The organism is Brachybacterium paraconglomeratum (assembly GCF_039541415.1).
Taxonomy (GTDB): Bacteria; Actinomycetota; Actinomycetes; order Actinomycetales; family Dermabacteraceae; genus Brachybacterium; species Brachybacterium paraconglomeratum_A.
The window spans coordinates 74634-90037 of record NZ_BAABGE010000007.1 but is presented as its reverse complement, the minus strand read 5'-3'; the positions used below and the strand labels follow the sequence as shown (position 1 = coordinate 90037).

General features: G+C 69.5%; 15 protein-coding genes and 1 tRNA gene. 13 read left to right on the top strand and 3 right to left on the bottom strand.

The annotated features are described in order from the left end of the window. Nucleotides 1-6: 6 nt before the first annotated feature. Nucleotides 7-357 (bottom strand): thiamine-binding protein, encoded by a 351-nt coding sequence (locus ABD893_RS09725; protein WP_345079009.1) that lies wholly within the window; start codon nucleotides 355-357, stop codon nucleotides 7-9. Nucleotides 358-537: 180 nt separating this feature from the next. Between ABD893_RS09725 and ABD893_RS09720 the strand changes: the two genes are divergently transcribed. From ABD893_RS09720 to ABD893_RS09710, 3 genes are all read left to right on the top strand, one after another. After that, nucleotides 538-1521, top strand: a complete 984-nt coding sequence (locus ABD893_RS09720; RefSeq protein WP_345079006.1) for a diaminopimelate dehydrogenase — start codon at nucleotides 538-540, stop codon at nucleotides 1519-1521. Between the two features lie 148 nt (nucleotides 1522-1669). Then, nucleotides 1670-1745, top strand: a tRNA-His gene (locus ABD893_RS09715). 188 nt (nucleotides 1746-1933) lie between these two features. Further along, nucleotides 1934-4456, top strand: coding sequence for a GcvT family protein (locus ABD893_RS09710; protein WP_345079003.1), 2523 nt, complete (start codon nucleotides 1934-1936; stop codon nucleotides 4454-4456). Nucleotides 4457-4479: 23 nt separating this feature from the next. On the opposite strand, the gene ABD893_RS09705 is transcribed toward ABD893_RS09710, so the two are convergent. Then, nucleotides 4480-5244 (bottom strand): IclR family transcriptional regulator, encoded by a 765-nt coding sequence (locus ABD893_RS09705; RefSeq protein ID WP_345079000.1) that lies wholly within the window; start codon nucleotides 5242-5244, stop codon nucleotides 4480-4482. A 134-nt stretch (nucleotides 5245-5378) separates the two neighbouring features. On the opposite strand from ABD893_RS09705, the gene ABD893_RS09700 reads away from it, so the two are divergent. The 6 genes from ABD893_RS09700 (at nucleotide 5379) to ABD893_RS09675 (ending at nucleotide 11033) form a co-directional block, all read left to right on the top strand. Further along, nucleotides 5379-6608, top strand: a complete 1230-nt coding sequence (locus ABD893_RS09700; protein ID WP_345078997.1) for a glycine cleavage T C-terminal barrel domain-containing protein — start codon at nucleotides 5379-5381, stop codon at nucleotides 6606-6608. A gap of 43 nt (nucleotides 6609-6651) precedes the next feature. Beyond that, the gene (locus ABD893_RS09695; RefSeq protein ID WP_345078995.1) at nucleotides 6652-7437 is read left to right on the top strand and encodes a methylenetetrahydrofolate reductase; all 786 of its coding nucleotides are present in this window, start codon (nucleotides 6652-6654) and stop codon (nucleotides 7435-7437) included. Between the two features lie 139 nt (nucleotides 7438-7576). After that, the gene (locus tag ABD893_RS09690) at nucleotides 7577-8371 is read left to right on the top strand and encodes a GTP pyrophosphokinase (protein WP_345078992.1); all 795 of its coding nucleotides are present in this window, start codon (nucleotides 7577-7579) and stop codon (nucleotides 8369-8371) included. 49 nt (nucleotides 8372-8420) lie between these two features. Then, nucleotides 8421-9212 (top strand): NAD-dependent epimerase/dehydratase family protein, encoded by a 792-nt coding sequence (locus ABD893_RS09685; protein WP_345078990.1) that lies wholly within the window; start codon nucleotides 8421-8423, stop codon nucleotides 9210-9212. Beyond that, nucleotides 9209-9844 carry a Pr6Pr family membrane protein gene (locus ABD893_RS09680; protein ID WP_345078988.1) on the top strand — a complete coding sequence of 212 codons (636 nt, stop codon included), beginning with the start codon at nucleotides 9209-9211 and terminating at the stop codon, nucleotides 9842-9844. The genes ABD893_RS09685 and ABD893_RS09680 overlap by 4 nt, the downstream gene beginning before the upstream one ends. A gap of 4 nt (nucleotides 9845-9848) precedes the next feature. Next, nucleotides 9849-11033, top strand: coding sequence for a cytochrome P450 (locus tag ABD893_RS09675; RefSeq protein WP_345078985.1), 1185 nt, complete (start codon nucleotides 9849-9851; stop codon nucleotides 11031-11033). A gap of 106 nt (nucleotides 11034-11139) precedes the next feature. Here ABD893_RS09675 and ABD893_RS09670 read toward each other — a convergent pair whose 3' ends face one another. Then, nucleotides 11140-11982, bottom strand: coding sequence for a maleylpyruvate isomerase family mycothiol-dependent enzyme (locus ABD893_RS09670; RefSeq protein ID WP_345078983.1), 843 nt, complete (start codon nucleotides 11980-11982; stop codon nucleotides 11140-11142). 136 nt (nucleotides 11983-12118) lie between these two features. On the opposite strand from ABD893_RS09670, the gene ABD893_RS09665 reads away from it, so the two are divergent. The 4 genes from ABD893_RS09665 to ABD893_RS09650 all read left to right on the top strand — a co-directional run bounded on the left by ABD893_RS09665 (nucleotide 12119) and on the right by ABD893_RS09650 (nucleotide 15297). Further along, nucleotides 12119-12334, top strand: coding sequence for a heavy-metal-associated domain-containing protein (locus tag ABD893_RS09665; RefSeq protein WP_299304866.1), 216 nt, complete (start codon nucleotides 12119-12121; stop codon nucleotides 12332-12334). Continuing rightward, complete coding sequence (locus ABD893_RS09660; protein ID WP_345078976.1) at nucleotides 12334-12471, top strand: hypothetical protein; 138 nt, start codon at nucleotides 12334-12336, stop codon at nucleotides 12469-12471. Before ABD893_RS09665 ends, ABD893_RS09660 begins: the two co-directional genes overlap by 1 nt. Nucleotides 12472-12556: 85 nt before the next feature. Continuing rightward, a complete protein-coding gene (locus tag ABD893_RS09655) occupies nucleotides 12557-14887 on the top strand; it encodes a heavy metal translocating P-type ATPase (protein ID WP_345078973.1) in 2331 nt (776 codons plus the stop codon). An 89-nt stretch (nucleotides 14888-14976) separates the two neighbouring features. Further along, on the top strand, nucleotides 14977-15297 hold the full coding sequence (locus ABD893_RS09650) for a metal-sensitive transcriptional regulator (RefSeq protein ID WP_345080754.1): 321 nt from the start codon (nucleotides 14977-14979) through the stop codon (nucleotides 15295-15297). The last annotated feature ends 107 nt before the right edge of the window (nucleotides 15298-15404 follow it).

Sequence of the window (15404 nt, the reverse complement as noted above, 5' to 3'; positions counted from 1 at the left end):
GCGGGCTCAGCGGTTCTCGAGCCGGTCCACCGCGGATTCCATCCGCTGGACCTTGCCGTCGAGCTCCCCGGTGCGGCCGGGCCGGATGTCCGCCTTCAGCACGAGGGAGACACGGGATCCGTAGCGTCCGGCTTCGGCCGTCGCACGGCCGACGACCTCCATCACCTCATCCCATTCCCCCTCGACCTCGGTGAACATCGCTGAGGTGCGGGTGGGCAGGCCGGACTCGCGCACGACGCGCACCGCGGCGGCGACCGCGTCGTGCACGCTCGCACTGTCCGACCCCTCCGCGAGGTCTCGTGAGACGGAGGGATCCGAGGGTTCACCGGTGGGCTGGACAGAGAAGGCGACGATCATGGCGCCAGTCTCGCGCCGCGTCTCGGATCCCGCAATGCACAGGTGGCACGGCCGACGAACCGGCCCGCGTGGCAGCTCCGCCCGGCCAGCACGTGCGCACGGCCGATTGAGGGCCTTCAGTAGGATCGACCCTGGACGACCCGACACCGGGCCGCCCCATCATCGAACAGAGCGAGGACCATGACTGCGATCCGGATCGGCATCGTCGGCTACGGCAACCTGGGACGTGGCGTGGAGATCGCCATCTCCCTCCAGGAGGATATGGAGCTGGTGGGTGTGTTCACGCGCCGTGAGCCGGCCTCCGTGAGCACCGTGAACGGGCAGACCCCCGTGCATCCGATGGACGCGCTCGAGGCGATGCAGGACGAGATCGATGTGCTCGTGCTGTGCGGAGGCTCGAAGAGCGACCTGCCCGAGCAGACCCCGCAGCTCGCCAAGCGATTCACCGTCGTGGACAGCTTCGACACCCATGCCCGGATCCCCGAGCATTTCGCGAACGTCGACGCGGTCGCTCGCGAGGCTGGCACCACGGCAATCATCTCCACCGGATGGGACCCGGGCCTGTTCTCGATCAACCGCGTGTACGGCGAGGCCATCCTCCCCGCCGGGTCCACCTACACCTTCTGGGGCCGCGGACTGTCCCAGGGCCACTCCGATGCACTGCGCCGCATCGACGGTGTCGCCGGCGCCGTCCAATACACGATCCCCTCTCAGGACGCGATCGATCGCGTGCGCGCCGGGGAGCGACCAGAGCTGAGCAGCCGCGAGAAGCACACCCGCGAATGCTTCGTGGTGCTCGAGGAGGGCGCCGACGCCGAGGCGGTGCGCCACGAGATCGTGACGATGCCGCACTACTTCGAGCCCTTCGAGACCACGGTGACCTTCCTCAGCGCCGACGAGCTCGCCCGCGATCACCGCAGCATGCCGCACGGCGGATTCGTGATCCGTTCCGCGGAGTCCTCCCCCGGCACCACGCAGACGATCGAGTACCGCCTGCAGGAGGACTCGAACCCGGAGTTCACCGCGAGCGTGGTGGTCGCCTACGCCCGGGCCGCAGCACGACTCGCCGCCGCCGGTGAGCACGGCGCGAAGACCCCCTTCGACATCGCTCCCGGACTCCTCTCCCCGAAGTCCGCCGAGCAGCTGCGCGCAGAGCTTCTCTGAGCACTCGCGCCCCGCGAGCTCGCCGACCGCTGGCGAGCCGCGGGCGCGCGATGCAATGTGTCTCACACCGCCGAAGGCCCGTTCTGGTTGGGATACCCCCAGAAGACCCGGTATATTGTTCTCTCGTTGCGGGTTTCGCCTGCACATGGTGGTCGTAGCTCAGTTGGTAGAGCTCCTGGTTGTGGTCCAGGCGGTCGCGGGTTCAAATCCCGTCGATCACCCCAAGAAACGCCCTGGTGACAGGGCGTTTTTCTTTTCCCCGAAGGCTGGGCCGGCCGTGTGCGGTCGAGATCGGGCCCTCCGCGCGTCTAGAACACGTGCTCCCTCCTGGCCGCCGCCGTCAGTCGCCTCTGGGCAAACTGCGAGTGCCCGGATACCGTGAGGGTGACCACACTCGCTTCGGGAGGTCGCCATGCCACAGGTTCCGGATCGCGCAGACATCGTCGTCATCGGAGCCGGGGTGGTCGGCAATGCCGCCGTCGCGCATCTGGCCGATCTCGGCTGGCGTCGCATCGTGCAGATCGACAAGGGTCCCCTGCCCGATCCGGGCGGCTCCACCGGTCATGCCTCGAACTTCGTCTTCCCGGTGGACCATTCCAAAGAGGTCACCGATCTGACGGTGGACTCCCTGCGCCAGTACGGGGAGCTCGGGGTGCTCACCCGCTGCGGCGGCATCGAGGTGGCCCGCAGCGCCGAGCGGATGCAGGAGCTCACTCGGCGCCTGACCTCGGCCCGCTCCTGGGGCGTCGAGGCCCATCTGGTCTCCCCTGCCGAGATCCAGGAGCTGGTGCCGCACTGCGACGCCAGCCTGCTGCGGGGCGGGTTCCACACCCCCACCGGGGCGATCGTCGACCCGCTGCGCGCCGGGGAGCTCTTCCGTCAGCGCGCAGAAGCGCACGGGGCGCTCACCACGGTGGCCGAGACCGAGGTGACCGGCATCGGTGTCGAGGCCGGACGGGTGCGCAGGGTCATCACCGACCATGGAGAGATCGAGACCGAACTCGTGCTCATCGCCTGCGGGGTGTGGAGCCCGCAGGTGGCCGCGCTCGCCGGCGCCGCGATCCCGCTCACCCCGGCCGTGCACCAGATGATCGATGTCGGCCCGATCCCGGCGCTCGCGGAGACGGAGGAGTGGGTGAGCTTCCCACTGCTGCGCGATATGGACCGCAAGATGTACGAACGCCAGCGCGGTGCGGAGCTCGAGATCGGCTCCTATGCCCACCGGCCCCTGCTGCACGATCCTGCGGAGATCCCGCCGGTCGGGAACCATCCCGGTCAGGCGACCCCCACCAGCTTCCCCTTCACCGAGGAGGACTTCACCGCGCAGCTGGAGCATGCGCGAGAGATGTTCCCGGGACTGCTCACCGATCCTGAGCCGCCGCGGGTCTCGGCGATCAACGGCCTGCTCGCGCTCACGCCCGACGGGGGCGCCCTGGTGGGCGAGACGCCCGAGGTCGCCGGGTTGTGGTCCGCCGCCGCGGTCTGGATCAAGGAGGCCGCGGGCGTGGGCCGGATGGTGGCGGAGCTGCTCACCGACGGCACCAGCGAGATCGACGCGCACGGCGCCGATCTCGCCCGCTTCCACCCCGCCCAGCGCACCCGCGAGCATGTCCGGGCCCGCGCCGCTGAGGGCTTCCCGAAGGTGTACGGCATCAGCCATCCCCGTGAGCAGTGGCTCTCGAGCCGGTCCCTGCGCACCAGCCCGCTCCACTCCCGCACCACAGAGCTCGGCGCGGAGTTCTATGAGGCCGCCGGCTGGGAGCGCCCCCAGTGGTACGCCAGCAGCGCTCCCCTGCGCGAGGAGCTCGCCAGCAGGATCGACGAGCGCGGTCACGAGTGGGATGCGCGCTGGTGGTCCCCGCTCATCGAGGCCGAGCACCTCGCGATGCGGGAGCGGGTGGCGCTGGTGGACCTCGCCTCCTTCGCGATCCTGGAGGTGACCGGCCCGGGCGCTCTGGGGTTGCTCGAGCATCTCGCGATGGCCCGCATCGACGTGCCGATCGGTCGCGTGGTCTACACCCCGCTGCTCACGCCGGCCGGCACCTTCCGCAGCGACCTCACGATCGTGCGCCGTGGCGAGGAGGACTTCCGGGTGATCACCGGCGGCGGCGAGGGCGGGCGGGATCTGGCCTGGCTGCAGCGGCATCGGCCAGCCGACGGGTCAGCGGCGGTGACGGACTCGACCTCGGCGATCACCACGATCGGGGTGTGGGGACCGCAGGCCCGCGCCCTCGTGCAGCCGCTCACCGCCACCGACCTCTCCGAGACGGCCTTCGGCTTCGGCACCGCCCGCGAGGTGGTGCTCGGCGGGGTGCCCGTCTCGATGCTGCGGATCAGCTACGTGGGCGAGCTGGGCTGGGAGCTGCATGTCGCCGCTGAGCTCGCTCCCCGCCTGTGGGACCGGCTCCGGGACGCCGGACGGGCCCATGGCGCGAGCCTCGCCGGGATCGGGGTGTACGGCACGACGGGCCGGTTGGAGAAGGGCTACCGACTGATGGGGGCGGAGCTCACCGGGGAATACGACCCGGTCGAGGCGGACCTCGCCCTGCCGAAGGTCAAGCGTGCGGACTTCGTGGGCAAGCAGGCCTATCTCGCCTCGCGGGAGCGGGGCCCGGCGGCGATGCTGTGCACTCTCGCTCTGACCTCGCCCCCGTCGGCCCCGGACACACCGCGCTGCCCGACCGGCGGGGAGCCGGTGCTTGCTCCCGACGGCGAGGTCCTCGTCGATTCTCGCGGTCGATGCTCCTTCGTCACCTCCGCTGGGCCCGCACCCTCCCTCGGCCGTTACCTGCTGCTGGCATATCTGCCGATGGCGCAGGCGGAGGTCGGCACAGCATTGCAGGTCCAGTACCTCGGGGAACGGTTGGACGTCGAAGTGCTCACCGTCGGCCGCACCCCGGCGTTCGATCCGGAAGACGCCCGCATGAAGGGCTGACGCGCTGGAGTGCTGGGCCTGGATCAGCCGGTCAGCTCGGGGAGGTGGCCCAGACGGCGGGAGATCTCCGCAGCCGCCTCCTGCACCTGACCGGCGACCGCAGCCAGCTGATCGTGACCGAGGCGGTAGGCGGGACCGGCCGCGGACAGCGCCGCGATGACGTCTCCCTGGGGGCCGTGAATCGCGGCGGCCACCGCATTCAGCCCCTCCTCGTACTCCTCCTCCGCGACCGCCCAGCCACGGACGAGCGCCTCCTGCAGCTGCGCACGCAGGATCTCCGGGGCGACGATGGTGCTCGCGGTGAAGCGTTCGAGGCCGGCAACGAGCAGCTCCTCGACCTGCGCCGCCGGGAGGTTCGCCAGCAGCATCTTCCCGCTCGAGGTGGCATGCAGGACGGTCGCATCCCCGACCCAGTCATGCATGGCCACCGTGCGGGCCCCCTGAGCCTGATAGAGGTTCACCGCCGCACCGGAGCGGTAGACGGCGAGGTTGACCGTCTCCCCCAGCCTCTCGGCGAGCGCATCGCAGACGGGCCCGCCCTGGACGGTGAGGTCGAGCCGGGAGCGCGTGGCGGCGGCGAGCCGGAGGATGCCGACCCCGAGCCTCACCGGGCCTCCCTCCGCAGGACGCTCCACGAGATCGTGCGCCTCGAGCGCAGCGACCAGCCGCGATCCCGTCGACTGATGGACGTCCAGCTCCTGGGCGATCCGACCCACCCCGCACTCGCCCTCCCGCGCCAGGATCTCGAGCACGCGGACCGCGCGCTCCACCGAATGCATGGTGCTCATGACCTCCCCTTCCTCGCCCGTTGAACGACGTCGCTCCCGCGCGCCTCCCACAAGAGATGCGCATTGCGCATGCTATTGCGTACAACGCATCCTAGTGTCAGAGTGGACTACGGACACGATTCTTGGAGGCCACAATGACTGTGAACCCGAATCCCCAGATACTGCTGTATCCCCGCATCCGCAAGTCCCCGTTCTTCTACGCCTCCCGGCGTCACGGGGTCGCGATGTACAGCGTCTACAACCACACGTACCACCCCCGGCACTACGGCGACCCGGTCGCGGAGTACTGGGCGCTGCTGGAGGGGGTGACCCTCTGGGACGTCGGCGTCGAGCGCCAGATCGAGATCTCAGGCCCGGACGCCTTCGACTTCACGAACCTGCTCGTCACCCGTGACCTCTCGAAGTGCGCTGTCGGGCAATGCAAGTACGTCTTCCTCACCGACCAGCACGGCGGGATCCTCAACGACCCGATCCTGCTGCGCCTGGAGGAGAACCGCTTCTGGCTCTCCCTCGCGGACAGCGACATCCTGCTGTGGGTGCGCGGCGTCGCCACCCATGCCGGGATGGACGTGCAGATCGAGGAGATCGACGTCGGCCCGGTGCAGGTGCAGGGCCCGAAGTCCTTCGCCCTGATGCGGGATCTGCTGGGCGAGGCGGTCGCGGATCTCCGCTACTACTACCTGCAGGACTTCACGATCGAGGGGATCGAGGTGACCGTCTCCCGCACCGGGTACACCGGCGAGATCGGCTACGAGATCTATGTCCATCACGCCTCCCGCGACGCTGAGCGGCTCTGGGAGCTGGTGCTCGACGCCGGGAAGCCCCACGGCCTGCAGGTCATCGGCCCCTGCCACATCCGCCGCATCGAGGGCGGCATGCTCGCCCACGGGGCCGACATCACCGTCGACACCAACCCCTTCGAAGTCGGCATGGGCTACGACTGGATGGTCGACCTCGACCAGGAGGCCGACTTCATCGGCAAGGAGGCGCTGCGCCGGATCAAGTCCGAGGGCCCGGCACGGAAGCTCGTGGGCCTCGAGCTCGGCGGGGAGCAGCTCGGCACCTACAACGACGGTTCGATGATCGATGCCTTCCCCGTCCTCCACGACGGGCAGGTGGTGGGGAAGGTGACCTCCGCCTGCTTCTCACCCCGGCTGGAGAAGAACATCGCCCTCGCCCTCGTGCCCGCCGCCCTCTCGGAGATCGGCACCCGATTCTCCGTGGATGTGGCCGAACGGCCCGGCACGCAGCTGCTCTCGGGAGAAGATCTGGTCACCGCGGTGGTGGTGCCCAAGCCGTTCATCGATCCGACGAAGGAGCAGCCCAAGAGCGATGTCACCTCCCTCGACACAGCCCCGCTCTGAGGTGCAGCACCCTGGACCGCAACATCCCGGACGAGAAGAGCGCATGCCGCAGTTCGAAGTGATCCCGCTGCGCGGCATCGTCGACGAGGTGGCCGGGCAGCTGCCGGCCGGGTCGCGGGTCACGATCACCGCCTCGCCCGCCCAGGGACTGTCGGCGACGATCGAGGCAGCCGGCACGCTGGCGAAGAGCGGGTTCCAGGCGATACCCCACCTGGCCGCCCGCATGATCCGGGGCCGGGCCGAGCTGGAGGGGCTGCTGGGCCAGCTCGCTGCAGCAGGGGTGGGCGAGGTGTTCGTCATCGCGGGCGATGCTCCGCAGCCGGCCGGAGACTTCCCGGGCGCCCTCGCACTGCTCGAAGCGATCACCGCAGCGGGAACCGGGATGACGGTAGGGATCGGCGTGCACCCCGAAGGCCACCCGTTCGTCGGCGAGGCGGAGGCGATGACGCTGCTGCGGGCGAAGGCGGAGCACGCCTCCTACGCAGTCACCCAGATGTGCTTCGCGGCCGCCCCGCTGCTGGAATGGACCCGCGGAGTGCGCGCCGCCGGCATCGACCTGCCCGTGCGGCCGGGGATCGCCGTCCCGGTGAGCACGGCCCGCCTGCTGCGGATCGGCACCCGGATCGGGGTGGGCCGCTCCCTGCGCCTGCTCACCGAGTCGGAGTCAGGGGTGCGGCGTCTGCTCGGGCCCGCCCGCTGGGATCCGGCTCCTCTGCTCGCCGAGCTGGACGCGGCGGGTGCAGTGGAGCCGCGGCTCGCCCTGCAGGGACCGCACCTGTACACCTTCAACGCGCTGCCCGCCGCCCGGGAGTGCGCGGTCCACCTCTGACCGGCTCGGCTGCCGTCGCCCGCCTCCGCTCGCATCCTCCAGTGCTGTCTCACGTTCTGACCACCGGGGCTCCATCGACTCTCCAGAGTGATCTGGCATTCTCAGGGTTCCGGTCCTCTTCGGAAGGAACCCCCGCGATATGGACGACACCGTTTCTGGTGGCACCGACGACGCTGACGACGCACCCCATGACGACGGCGCACGCGCCCTGGACCGCCCACGCACCCCTGGCGAGGTCGGCGCGCTCGTCACCGCCCGTCATCAGCAGCTTCTGCGTGAAGAGGGAGATCCGGAGGAGCTGGCCGCACGGATGCGCCAGGTGTACGAGGAGCTCACCACACTGCGGATGCACTACCAGTTCGGCATCGACGAGGTGCAGACCAAGGTGAACATCCTGCGCCAGGAGTTCGAGCTGATCCACGAGTACAGCCCCATCGAGCACGTCCGCAGCCGGCTCAAGTCCACCGAGTCCCTGATCGAGAAGGCCATGCGCACCGGCGGCGAGATGACCGTCTCCGCCATCCGCGAGCGGGTCATGGACATCGCCGGGATCCGGATCACCTGCAGCTTCATCTCGGATGTCTACTGGATCGCGGAGATGCTCAGCCGGCAGCACGATCTCGAAGTGCTCACGACCAAGGACTACATCGCCGCCCCGAAGCCCAACGGCTACCGTTCCCTCCACCTCATCGTCCAGGTGCCCGTCTATCTCTCCGAGCACACCGAGCTGGTGCCGGTCGAGCTGCAGCTGCGCACCATCGCGATGGATTTCTGGGCCAGCACCGAGCACAAGCTCTCCTACAAGTACCGCAAGCACCTCCCCGCCCACCTGCAGTCGGAGCTGGACGATGCCGCCCGGGTCGCCGCCGACCTCGATGAGCGCATGGAGAGCCTGCGCACCGAGATCCGACCTCGCCCCACCTCCGACGTCTGACCCGAGCCCAGGCCACCTCAGGCAGTGATCCGTGGCACATACTGGGACCATGAAGAACTCGACGCAGAACAGACGCGTGCTGATCACCGGAGCCACCGGGGGCGTCGGCTCCCACCTGGCCACCACCCTGGCGGATCACTACGACCTCGTCCTCCACGGTCGCAGCCAGGACAAGGCCCCGGCAGGAGTCACCCTGAAGCTCGCCGAGCTCGACGCGTACGACGAGGTGCTGGGGCTGATGGATGGCATCGACACCGTCGTGCACATGGCCGGTGCCGCCTCCCCCGAATCCAGCTGGGAAGCCGTCCTCGAGGCGAACCTCATCGGGGTGCGCAATGTGCTGGAGGCCGCGCGCGAGGCGGGCGGGCGCCGCGTGGTGCTCGCCTCCTCCAATCATGCGATGGGCATGTACGACCGCCACGAGGAATGGCCCGTCTACCCGCATCAGCTGCCCCGGGGGGATTCCCTCTACGGCGTCTCGAAGATCTTCGGCGAGGCGCTCGGCCGGTTCTACCACGACGAGCACGGGCTGGACGTCATCAACCTGCGCATCGGCTGGTTCAGCGAAGACCCGCTCGCCGCGGAGGAGGACATCCTGCGCGCGATGTGGCTCAGCCCCGCAGATTGCACCCAGGTGGTCCGCCGCGCGATCGAGGCCGAGGTGACCTTCGGCCTCTACTACGCGATCTCCGACAACCCCAACCGGCGCTGGTCGCTCACCAATACCCAGCTCGAGCTCGGCTACCGCCCCCAGGACTCCTGGACGAGCCTGCCCGGAGCCGTCGAGCACGTCGTCGAGGGCGGAGCCGAGGTGCGCGACACCTGGCCCCACGGCTCATGACCGCAGCCGCCCGAGCGGCGCGCCTGCTGATCGCACTGCTGATCCTCGCCGCGCTGGTCTCCAATGCGGTGGGCGATGCTCGGGACGGATTGTTCGCACAGAACCTCTCCTACTTCACCAATCAGTCGAACCTGTTCTACGTGGTGCTCATCGTCGCCGGGATGGCGCTGGGCACGCGCCGGCCTGCGTGGTTCGAGGATGTGCGCGGAGCGGTCACCTTCTACCTGGCGATGACCGGGATCATCTATGCGCTGCTGGTCGCGCCGCTGGACGAGCTGCTGCGCTGGGACACCGGCTGGACAGGGATCGTGCTGCATCGCCTGGCGCCGGTCGCGGCGCTCCTGGACTGGCTGCTGACGGCCCGCCGCCGCGCACCGTCCGCTCGCCGCATCCTGTGGTGGCAGCTGTTCCCGGTGGTGTTCCTGGCGGGCACCTGGGTGCGCGGCGGGCTGACCGGCTGGTACCCCTACGAGTTCCTGGATCCGACGGCGACCTCCTGGTCGCAGGTGCTGATCACCACGGCCGTGGTGCTGGTGGCGTTCTTCGCGGTCGCCACCGCGGTGCATCTGCTCGAGGGACGACTGCGACCTGCCCAAGTCCCGGCCCGCGAGGCCGAACCCGCAGTACGGTGATCAGATGAGCGCTCCCACCTTCGATCCGACGGGACTCGAACCCCTCACCGCCACCGACGAGCAGCGCTCCGAGGCACCGCTCGCACGCACCCCCGACGGCACCTGGGTGGTGCTCGGGCATCCGGAGGCCGTCGCTGTCGCCACCGATCATGAGACCTTCTCCTCCGCCGTCTCCCGCTTCCTGCAGGTGCCCAACGGATTGGACGGCGAGGAGCATGCCGCTTTCCGGGAGGCGACCGATCCGTTCTTCGCTCCCGAGCGGATGGAGGCCCTGGAGCCGACGGTCCGCACCGTCGCGGCAGAGCTGGTCGAGGAGCTGATGGCGGATGTCGACGCGACCGGTACCGAGATCGATGCCGTCGCGGCGCTCGGCGCGGTGTTCGCGGTGCGCGCCCAGACCGCCTGGCTCGGCTGGCCCACCGCGCTGGAGCCCGAGCTGCTGCAATGGATGAGCGACAACCATGAAGCCTCCCGCTCCCGAGAACTCTCCCGCACCACAGAGGTCGCCGAACGCTTCGACACCCTGATCCGCTCCGTCGTGGCACCGCGGAGGGCGCTCGGCGCGGACGCCCCGGAAGACCTGACCACGGAGCTGATGCGGGTGCAGGTGAAGCTGCCGGATCCTGAGATCCCAGGGTCGACGCAGCGCGCGCTGCGCGAGGAGGAGATCGTCTCGATCCTGCGCAACTGGACCGGAGGCGACCTCGGCTCGATCGCCCTGTGCACGGGGGTGCTGCTGACCGCGCTTGCGGACGCTCCCGCGCTCACCGAGCGCCTGCGCCACGGGACCTTCACCGAGTCGGCGGCGATCGTCGACGAACTGCTGCGGATCGATGACCCCTTCGTCTCCAATCGCCGCGTGACCACCTGCCCGGTCTCGCTCGCCGGGCACCAGATCGGGGCGGGTGAGCGGGTGCTGATCCACTGGACCTCCGCGAACCGCGACGAGCGGGTCTTCGCGGACCCGAACCGCTTCGATGAGCAGGCGCATGGCGCGCAGAACCTGGTCTACGGCATCGGCACGCACGTCTGTCCGGGTCGTCCGCTGGCCACGCTCGAGCTGGTGGTCGTGCTCCAGGAGCTGCTCGCGGTGGCCGATGTGCACGCCGCAGAGACTGTGGGAGAGCGCGAGGTCGCTCCGGTGGGCGGCTGGGCGCATGCCCCGGTGGTCCTCACCCCACGCAGCTGACCCCGGCGCGGGGGAACCGCGGCGGTCCTGCACCGCGGGGGTGGAGTGCCACTGCCGTGGGGGCTCAGTCGTGAGGGCTCAGTCGTGAGGGGTCAGTCGTGAGGGCTCAGTCGTGCCCCTCGGCGATCAGCGCCTCGAGCTGCCTGATGGCCTCGGGGTCCCCGTGGATCTCGACGGCGTCCGGGCCGTCCGCGAGGTGGTCGAGCGCCTGGGCGCGTCCCCAGGCCCAGAGGTTCACGCTGATCGCGCTGCCGGAGACGGTGGCCCGCGGGAGGCCCTCGGCGTCAGCGGGCTCCTCGAGCAGCCGGCCGACGGGCGCGTCGAACTCCTGCCCATCCCGTGGTCTCGTGCCGGACCAGCGGCTGATGCCCAGCAGCTGGGGTGCGCCACCGTCGGGACGGATCTCGATCGCGGCGACCGGCGTCGTGCTCGCCCAGTCGGGGATCCATTCATGGCCGGCCGGCCACATCACGCGCAGGACATGGTCCAGTCCTGCCGCAGCCACCTCGGGACTGATCGAGGTGACCGGGCGACCGGCGGTGAGCTCGGCATCCACCCGGTGGATGGTCGCCTCGTGGGTCTGCATCCGGCGGGTGACGCCGACGGTCTGCTCCTGGGAGAACCAGAACCAGGCGGCCTCCTCGTCGCTGCGCGCAGTGAGCTGGGCGAGGAGGGACTTCGTCGCGGCCTCGCGGCGGGCACTCAGCACGTCCTGCTCAGCGGGGCGCGGGGCCTTCGCCTCCTCGATCGCCATCACCTCCTGCTCGGTGGTGGCTCGGGAGGCGAGGATCGCCGCCCAGAACTCATGGACCTCGGTGAGATGCCACAGGAGGTCCGCTGCGGTCCAGTCGGGGCAGGTGGGGACCCGCTGTGCGGGATCGGTGGCCGCGAGGACGGTGGCCAGTCGGTCCGCTTCCTGCTGGATGATGGTCAGGGAGTCGATGCTCATGACCCCATCGAAGCACCTGGGAGTGACGGGCGACACCCCCGCGAGAATCGATCATCCTTGCCCCCCATACCCCTTGGGGGTATAAATAGGAGGAGCCGATACCCCGCCGGGGTATCCCGAGAGCAAGGAGAACCCCATGAGCGCAACCACCACCCAGTTCCAGGTGACCGGCATGACCTGCGGCCACTGCGAGATGTCCGTGCGCGAAGAGGTCAGCGAGCTGGCCGGGGTCCAGGGCGTCGAGGTCAGCCACGAGACCGGTCTGCTGAGCGTCTCCTCCGAGCAGCCGGTGGATGAGGCCGCGGTGCTCGCAGCTGTCACCGAGGCCGGCTATTCAGCGGTGCGCGCCTGATGAAGGCCGGCACCACCGTCGCACTGTACGGCCTGCTGCTGGTGGCGCTGTTCTTCGCGTCGTACCTGCTGGCCGGGGTGCTGGTCCCCTCGGAGTGGGTGGACAGCTGGTCGAATTCCGGTGGCTCCGGCCACTGACCGGCTGCTCCCCTCCGCCGAGCTCTGCCACTCCAGTCCCGTCCGTGCGCGATTCCTCGGATTCGCGAGAGAGAAAAGGCCCATCATGACCACTCCCCCGTCCCCGCTGCAGGTGATCACCACCGATATCGAACTCGAGATCGGTGGGATGACCTGCGCCTCGTGCGCGAATCGGATCGAGCGGAAGCTGAACAAGCTCGACGGGGTCACCGCTGCGGTCAACTACGCGACGGAGAAGGCGCGGGTCACCGTGCCCGAGGACTATGACCCGCGGGATCTGGTCACGGTGGTCGAGCAGACCGGCTACACCGCCGCCCTCCCCACCCCGCCCGAGGCGGAGCAGGAGACGTCAGGAGCGCACGAGCGTGAGGACCCGGAGCTGACCTCGCTCCGCCACCGCCTGATCGGCTCGGTGCTGCTGTCGGTTCCGGTGATCCTGATCTCGATGATCCCGGCGCTGCAGTTCACCTACTGGCAGTGGGCTGTCCTCGCGCTCACCGCTCCCGTGATCGTCTGGGCCGCGTGGCCCTTCCACCGCGCAGCCGCCGTCAATCTGCGCCATGGCGCGGCCACGATGGACACCCTGATCTCTGTGGGCACCATCGCCGCCTTCCTGTGGTCGCTCTACGCCCTGTTCCTCGGCACAGCGGGCGTTCCTGGGATGACCCATGAGTTCTCCCTGACCATCGGCCCCTCGGACGGAGCGGCGAACATCTACCTCGAGGTCGCGGCAGGCGTGACCATGTTCATCCTGCTGGGCCGCTACTTCGAGAAGCGCTCGAAGCGGCAGGCCGGGGCCGCGCTGCGAGCCCTGCTGGACATGGGCGCGAAGGACGTCGCCGTGATGCGCGACGGCGTCGAGACCCGCCTTCCGGTCGCGGACCTCTCCGTCGGAGACATCTTCGTGGTCCGACCCGGCGAGAAGATCGCCACCGACGGCATCGTCGATTCCGGCACCTCGGCAGTGGATGCCTCGATGCTGACCGGCGAGTCCGTTCCGGTCGAGGTCGGCGTGGGCGACGCGGTCACCGGCGCGACCGTCAACGCGGGCGGTCGCCTGCTGGTGCGGGCCACCCGCGTGGGCGGCGACACCCAGCTCGCCCAGATGGCGAAGATGGTCGAGGACGCCCAGTCGGGCAAGGCCGATATCCAGCGCCTGGCGGATCGGGTCTCGGGGATCTTCGTGCCGATCGTGATCGCCTTCGCCGTCGTCGTGCTCGGTGCCTGGATCGGTGCCGGTTTCCCGCTCGAGGCGGCGTTCACCGCCGCGGTCGCCGTGCTGATCATCGCCTGCCCCTGCGCGCTCGGCCTCGCGACTCCCACGGCGCTGCTGGTGGGAACCGGTCGCGGTGCTCAGATGGGCATCCTCATCAAGGGTCCCGAGGTGCTCGAGTCCACCCGGAAGATCGACACTGTGGTGCTCGACAAGACCGGCACCGTCACCACCGGGAAGATGACCCTGGCCGACGTGGTCACGGCCGATGGCGTGGAGCGCAGCGAGCTGCTGCGACTCGCCGGCGCGGTCGAGGAAGCCTCCGAGCATCCGATCGCCCAGGCGGTCGCGAAGGGTGCCACCGAGGAAATCGGCGAGCTGCCCACCGTCGAGAACTTCGAGAACCTCGAGGGCCGAGGCGTGCGCGGGATGGTCGAAGGGCGCTCCGTGCTCGTCGGCCGCACCACTCTGGTCCAGGGCCAGCAGCTGCCGCCGCAGCTGGCGGAGGCTAAGGCCGCCGCAGAATCCCGCGGGCAGACCGCGGTCGTCGTCTTCTGGGAGGACCAGGCACGGGGCGTGCTCGTCGTCTCCGACACCGTCAAGTCCACCAGTGCTGAGGCGATCGCACAGCTGAGGGGCCTGGGGCTCACCCCGATCCTGCTCACCGGTGACAATCGGGCCGCCGCCGAGCAGATCGCCACAGAGGTCGGCATCGAAGAGGTCATCGCGGAGGTCCTCCCCCAGGACAAGATCGATGTCGTCAGCCGCCTGCAGGCCAAGGGCAAGGTGGTGGCGATGGTGGGAGACGGCGTGAACGACGCCGCCGCGCTCGCCCAGGCTGATCTGGGCCTGGCCATGGGCACCGGCACCGATGTCGCCATCGAGGCCTCGGACATCACCCTGGTGCGCGGCGACCTGCGCAGCGTGGCCGACGCGATCCGGCTCTCACGCCGTACCCTCGGCACCATCAAGGGCAACCTGTTCTGGGCCTTCGCCTACAACATCGCGGCGATCCCGCTGGCCGCGCTGGGTCTGCTGAATCCGATGCTGGCCGGTGCCGCGATGGCCTTCTCGAGCGTGTTCGTGGTGGGCAACAGCCTGCGGCTGCGTTCGTTCCGCAGCTGGGCGCATACCGTTGCGTCAGGCACCCCGGCCACCGCCCCCTCTGCCCCGGCGGCACGGTCTTCCGCCGCGGCGGTCTGAACGCCCACCGCCCACGATCCATCGCACGCCCGTGCACCTGCCCCGTCCCGCTCTCGCCGTTGGAGGAACCCTTGACCACCACCGATGCCATGCCCGGCCCCGCTGCCGTCCCGGAGGAGCCTGAGCATCACCACGGCTACATCTCCGACAAGTCCCGGTACCTCGCCCGGCTCAAGCGTGTCGAGGGCCAGGCTCGCGGCCTGCACCGCATGGTCGACGAGGAGAAGTACTGCATCGACATCCTCACCCAGATCAGCGCGCTGAAGAGTGCACTGGACGGGGTGGCGATGGGGCTGCTGGATGACCATCTCCAGCACTGCGTGCTCGACGCCGCCCGCACCGGTGGTGACGAGGCCGAGCTGAAGCTCAAGGAAGCCTCCGCGGCGATCGCCCGCCTCGTGCGCTCCTGACTCGTGCGCTCCTGCGCTCCTCGACTCTCTCCTCGCCTCACTGGAGCAGTGCTGCCGCGCGTGCTCGTCCGGAGGACGCGGCGTCTGGACGATGACCGGAAGCACCT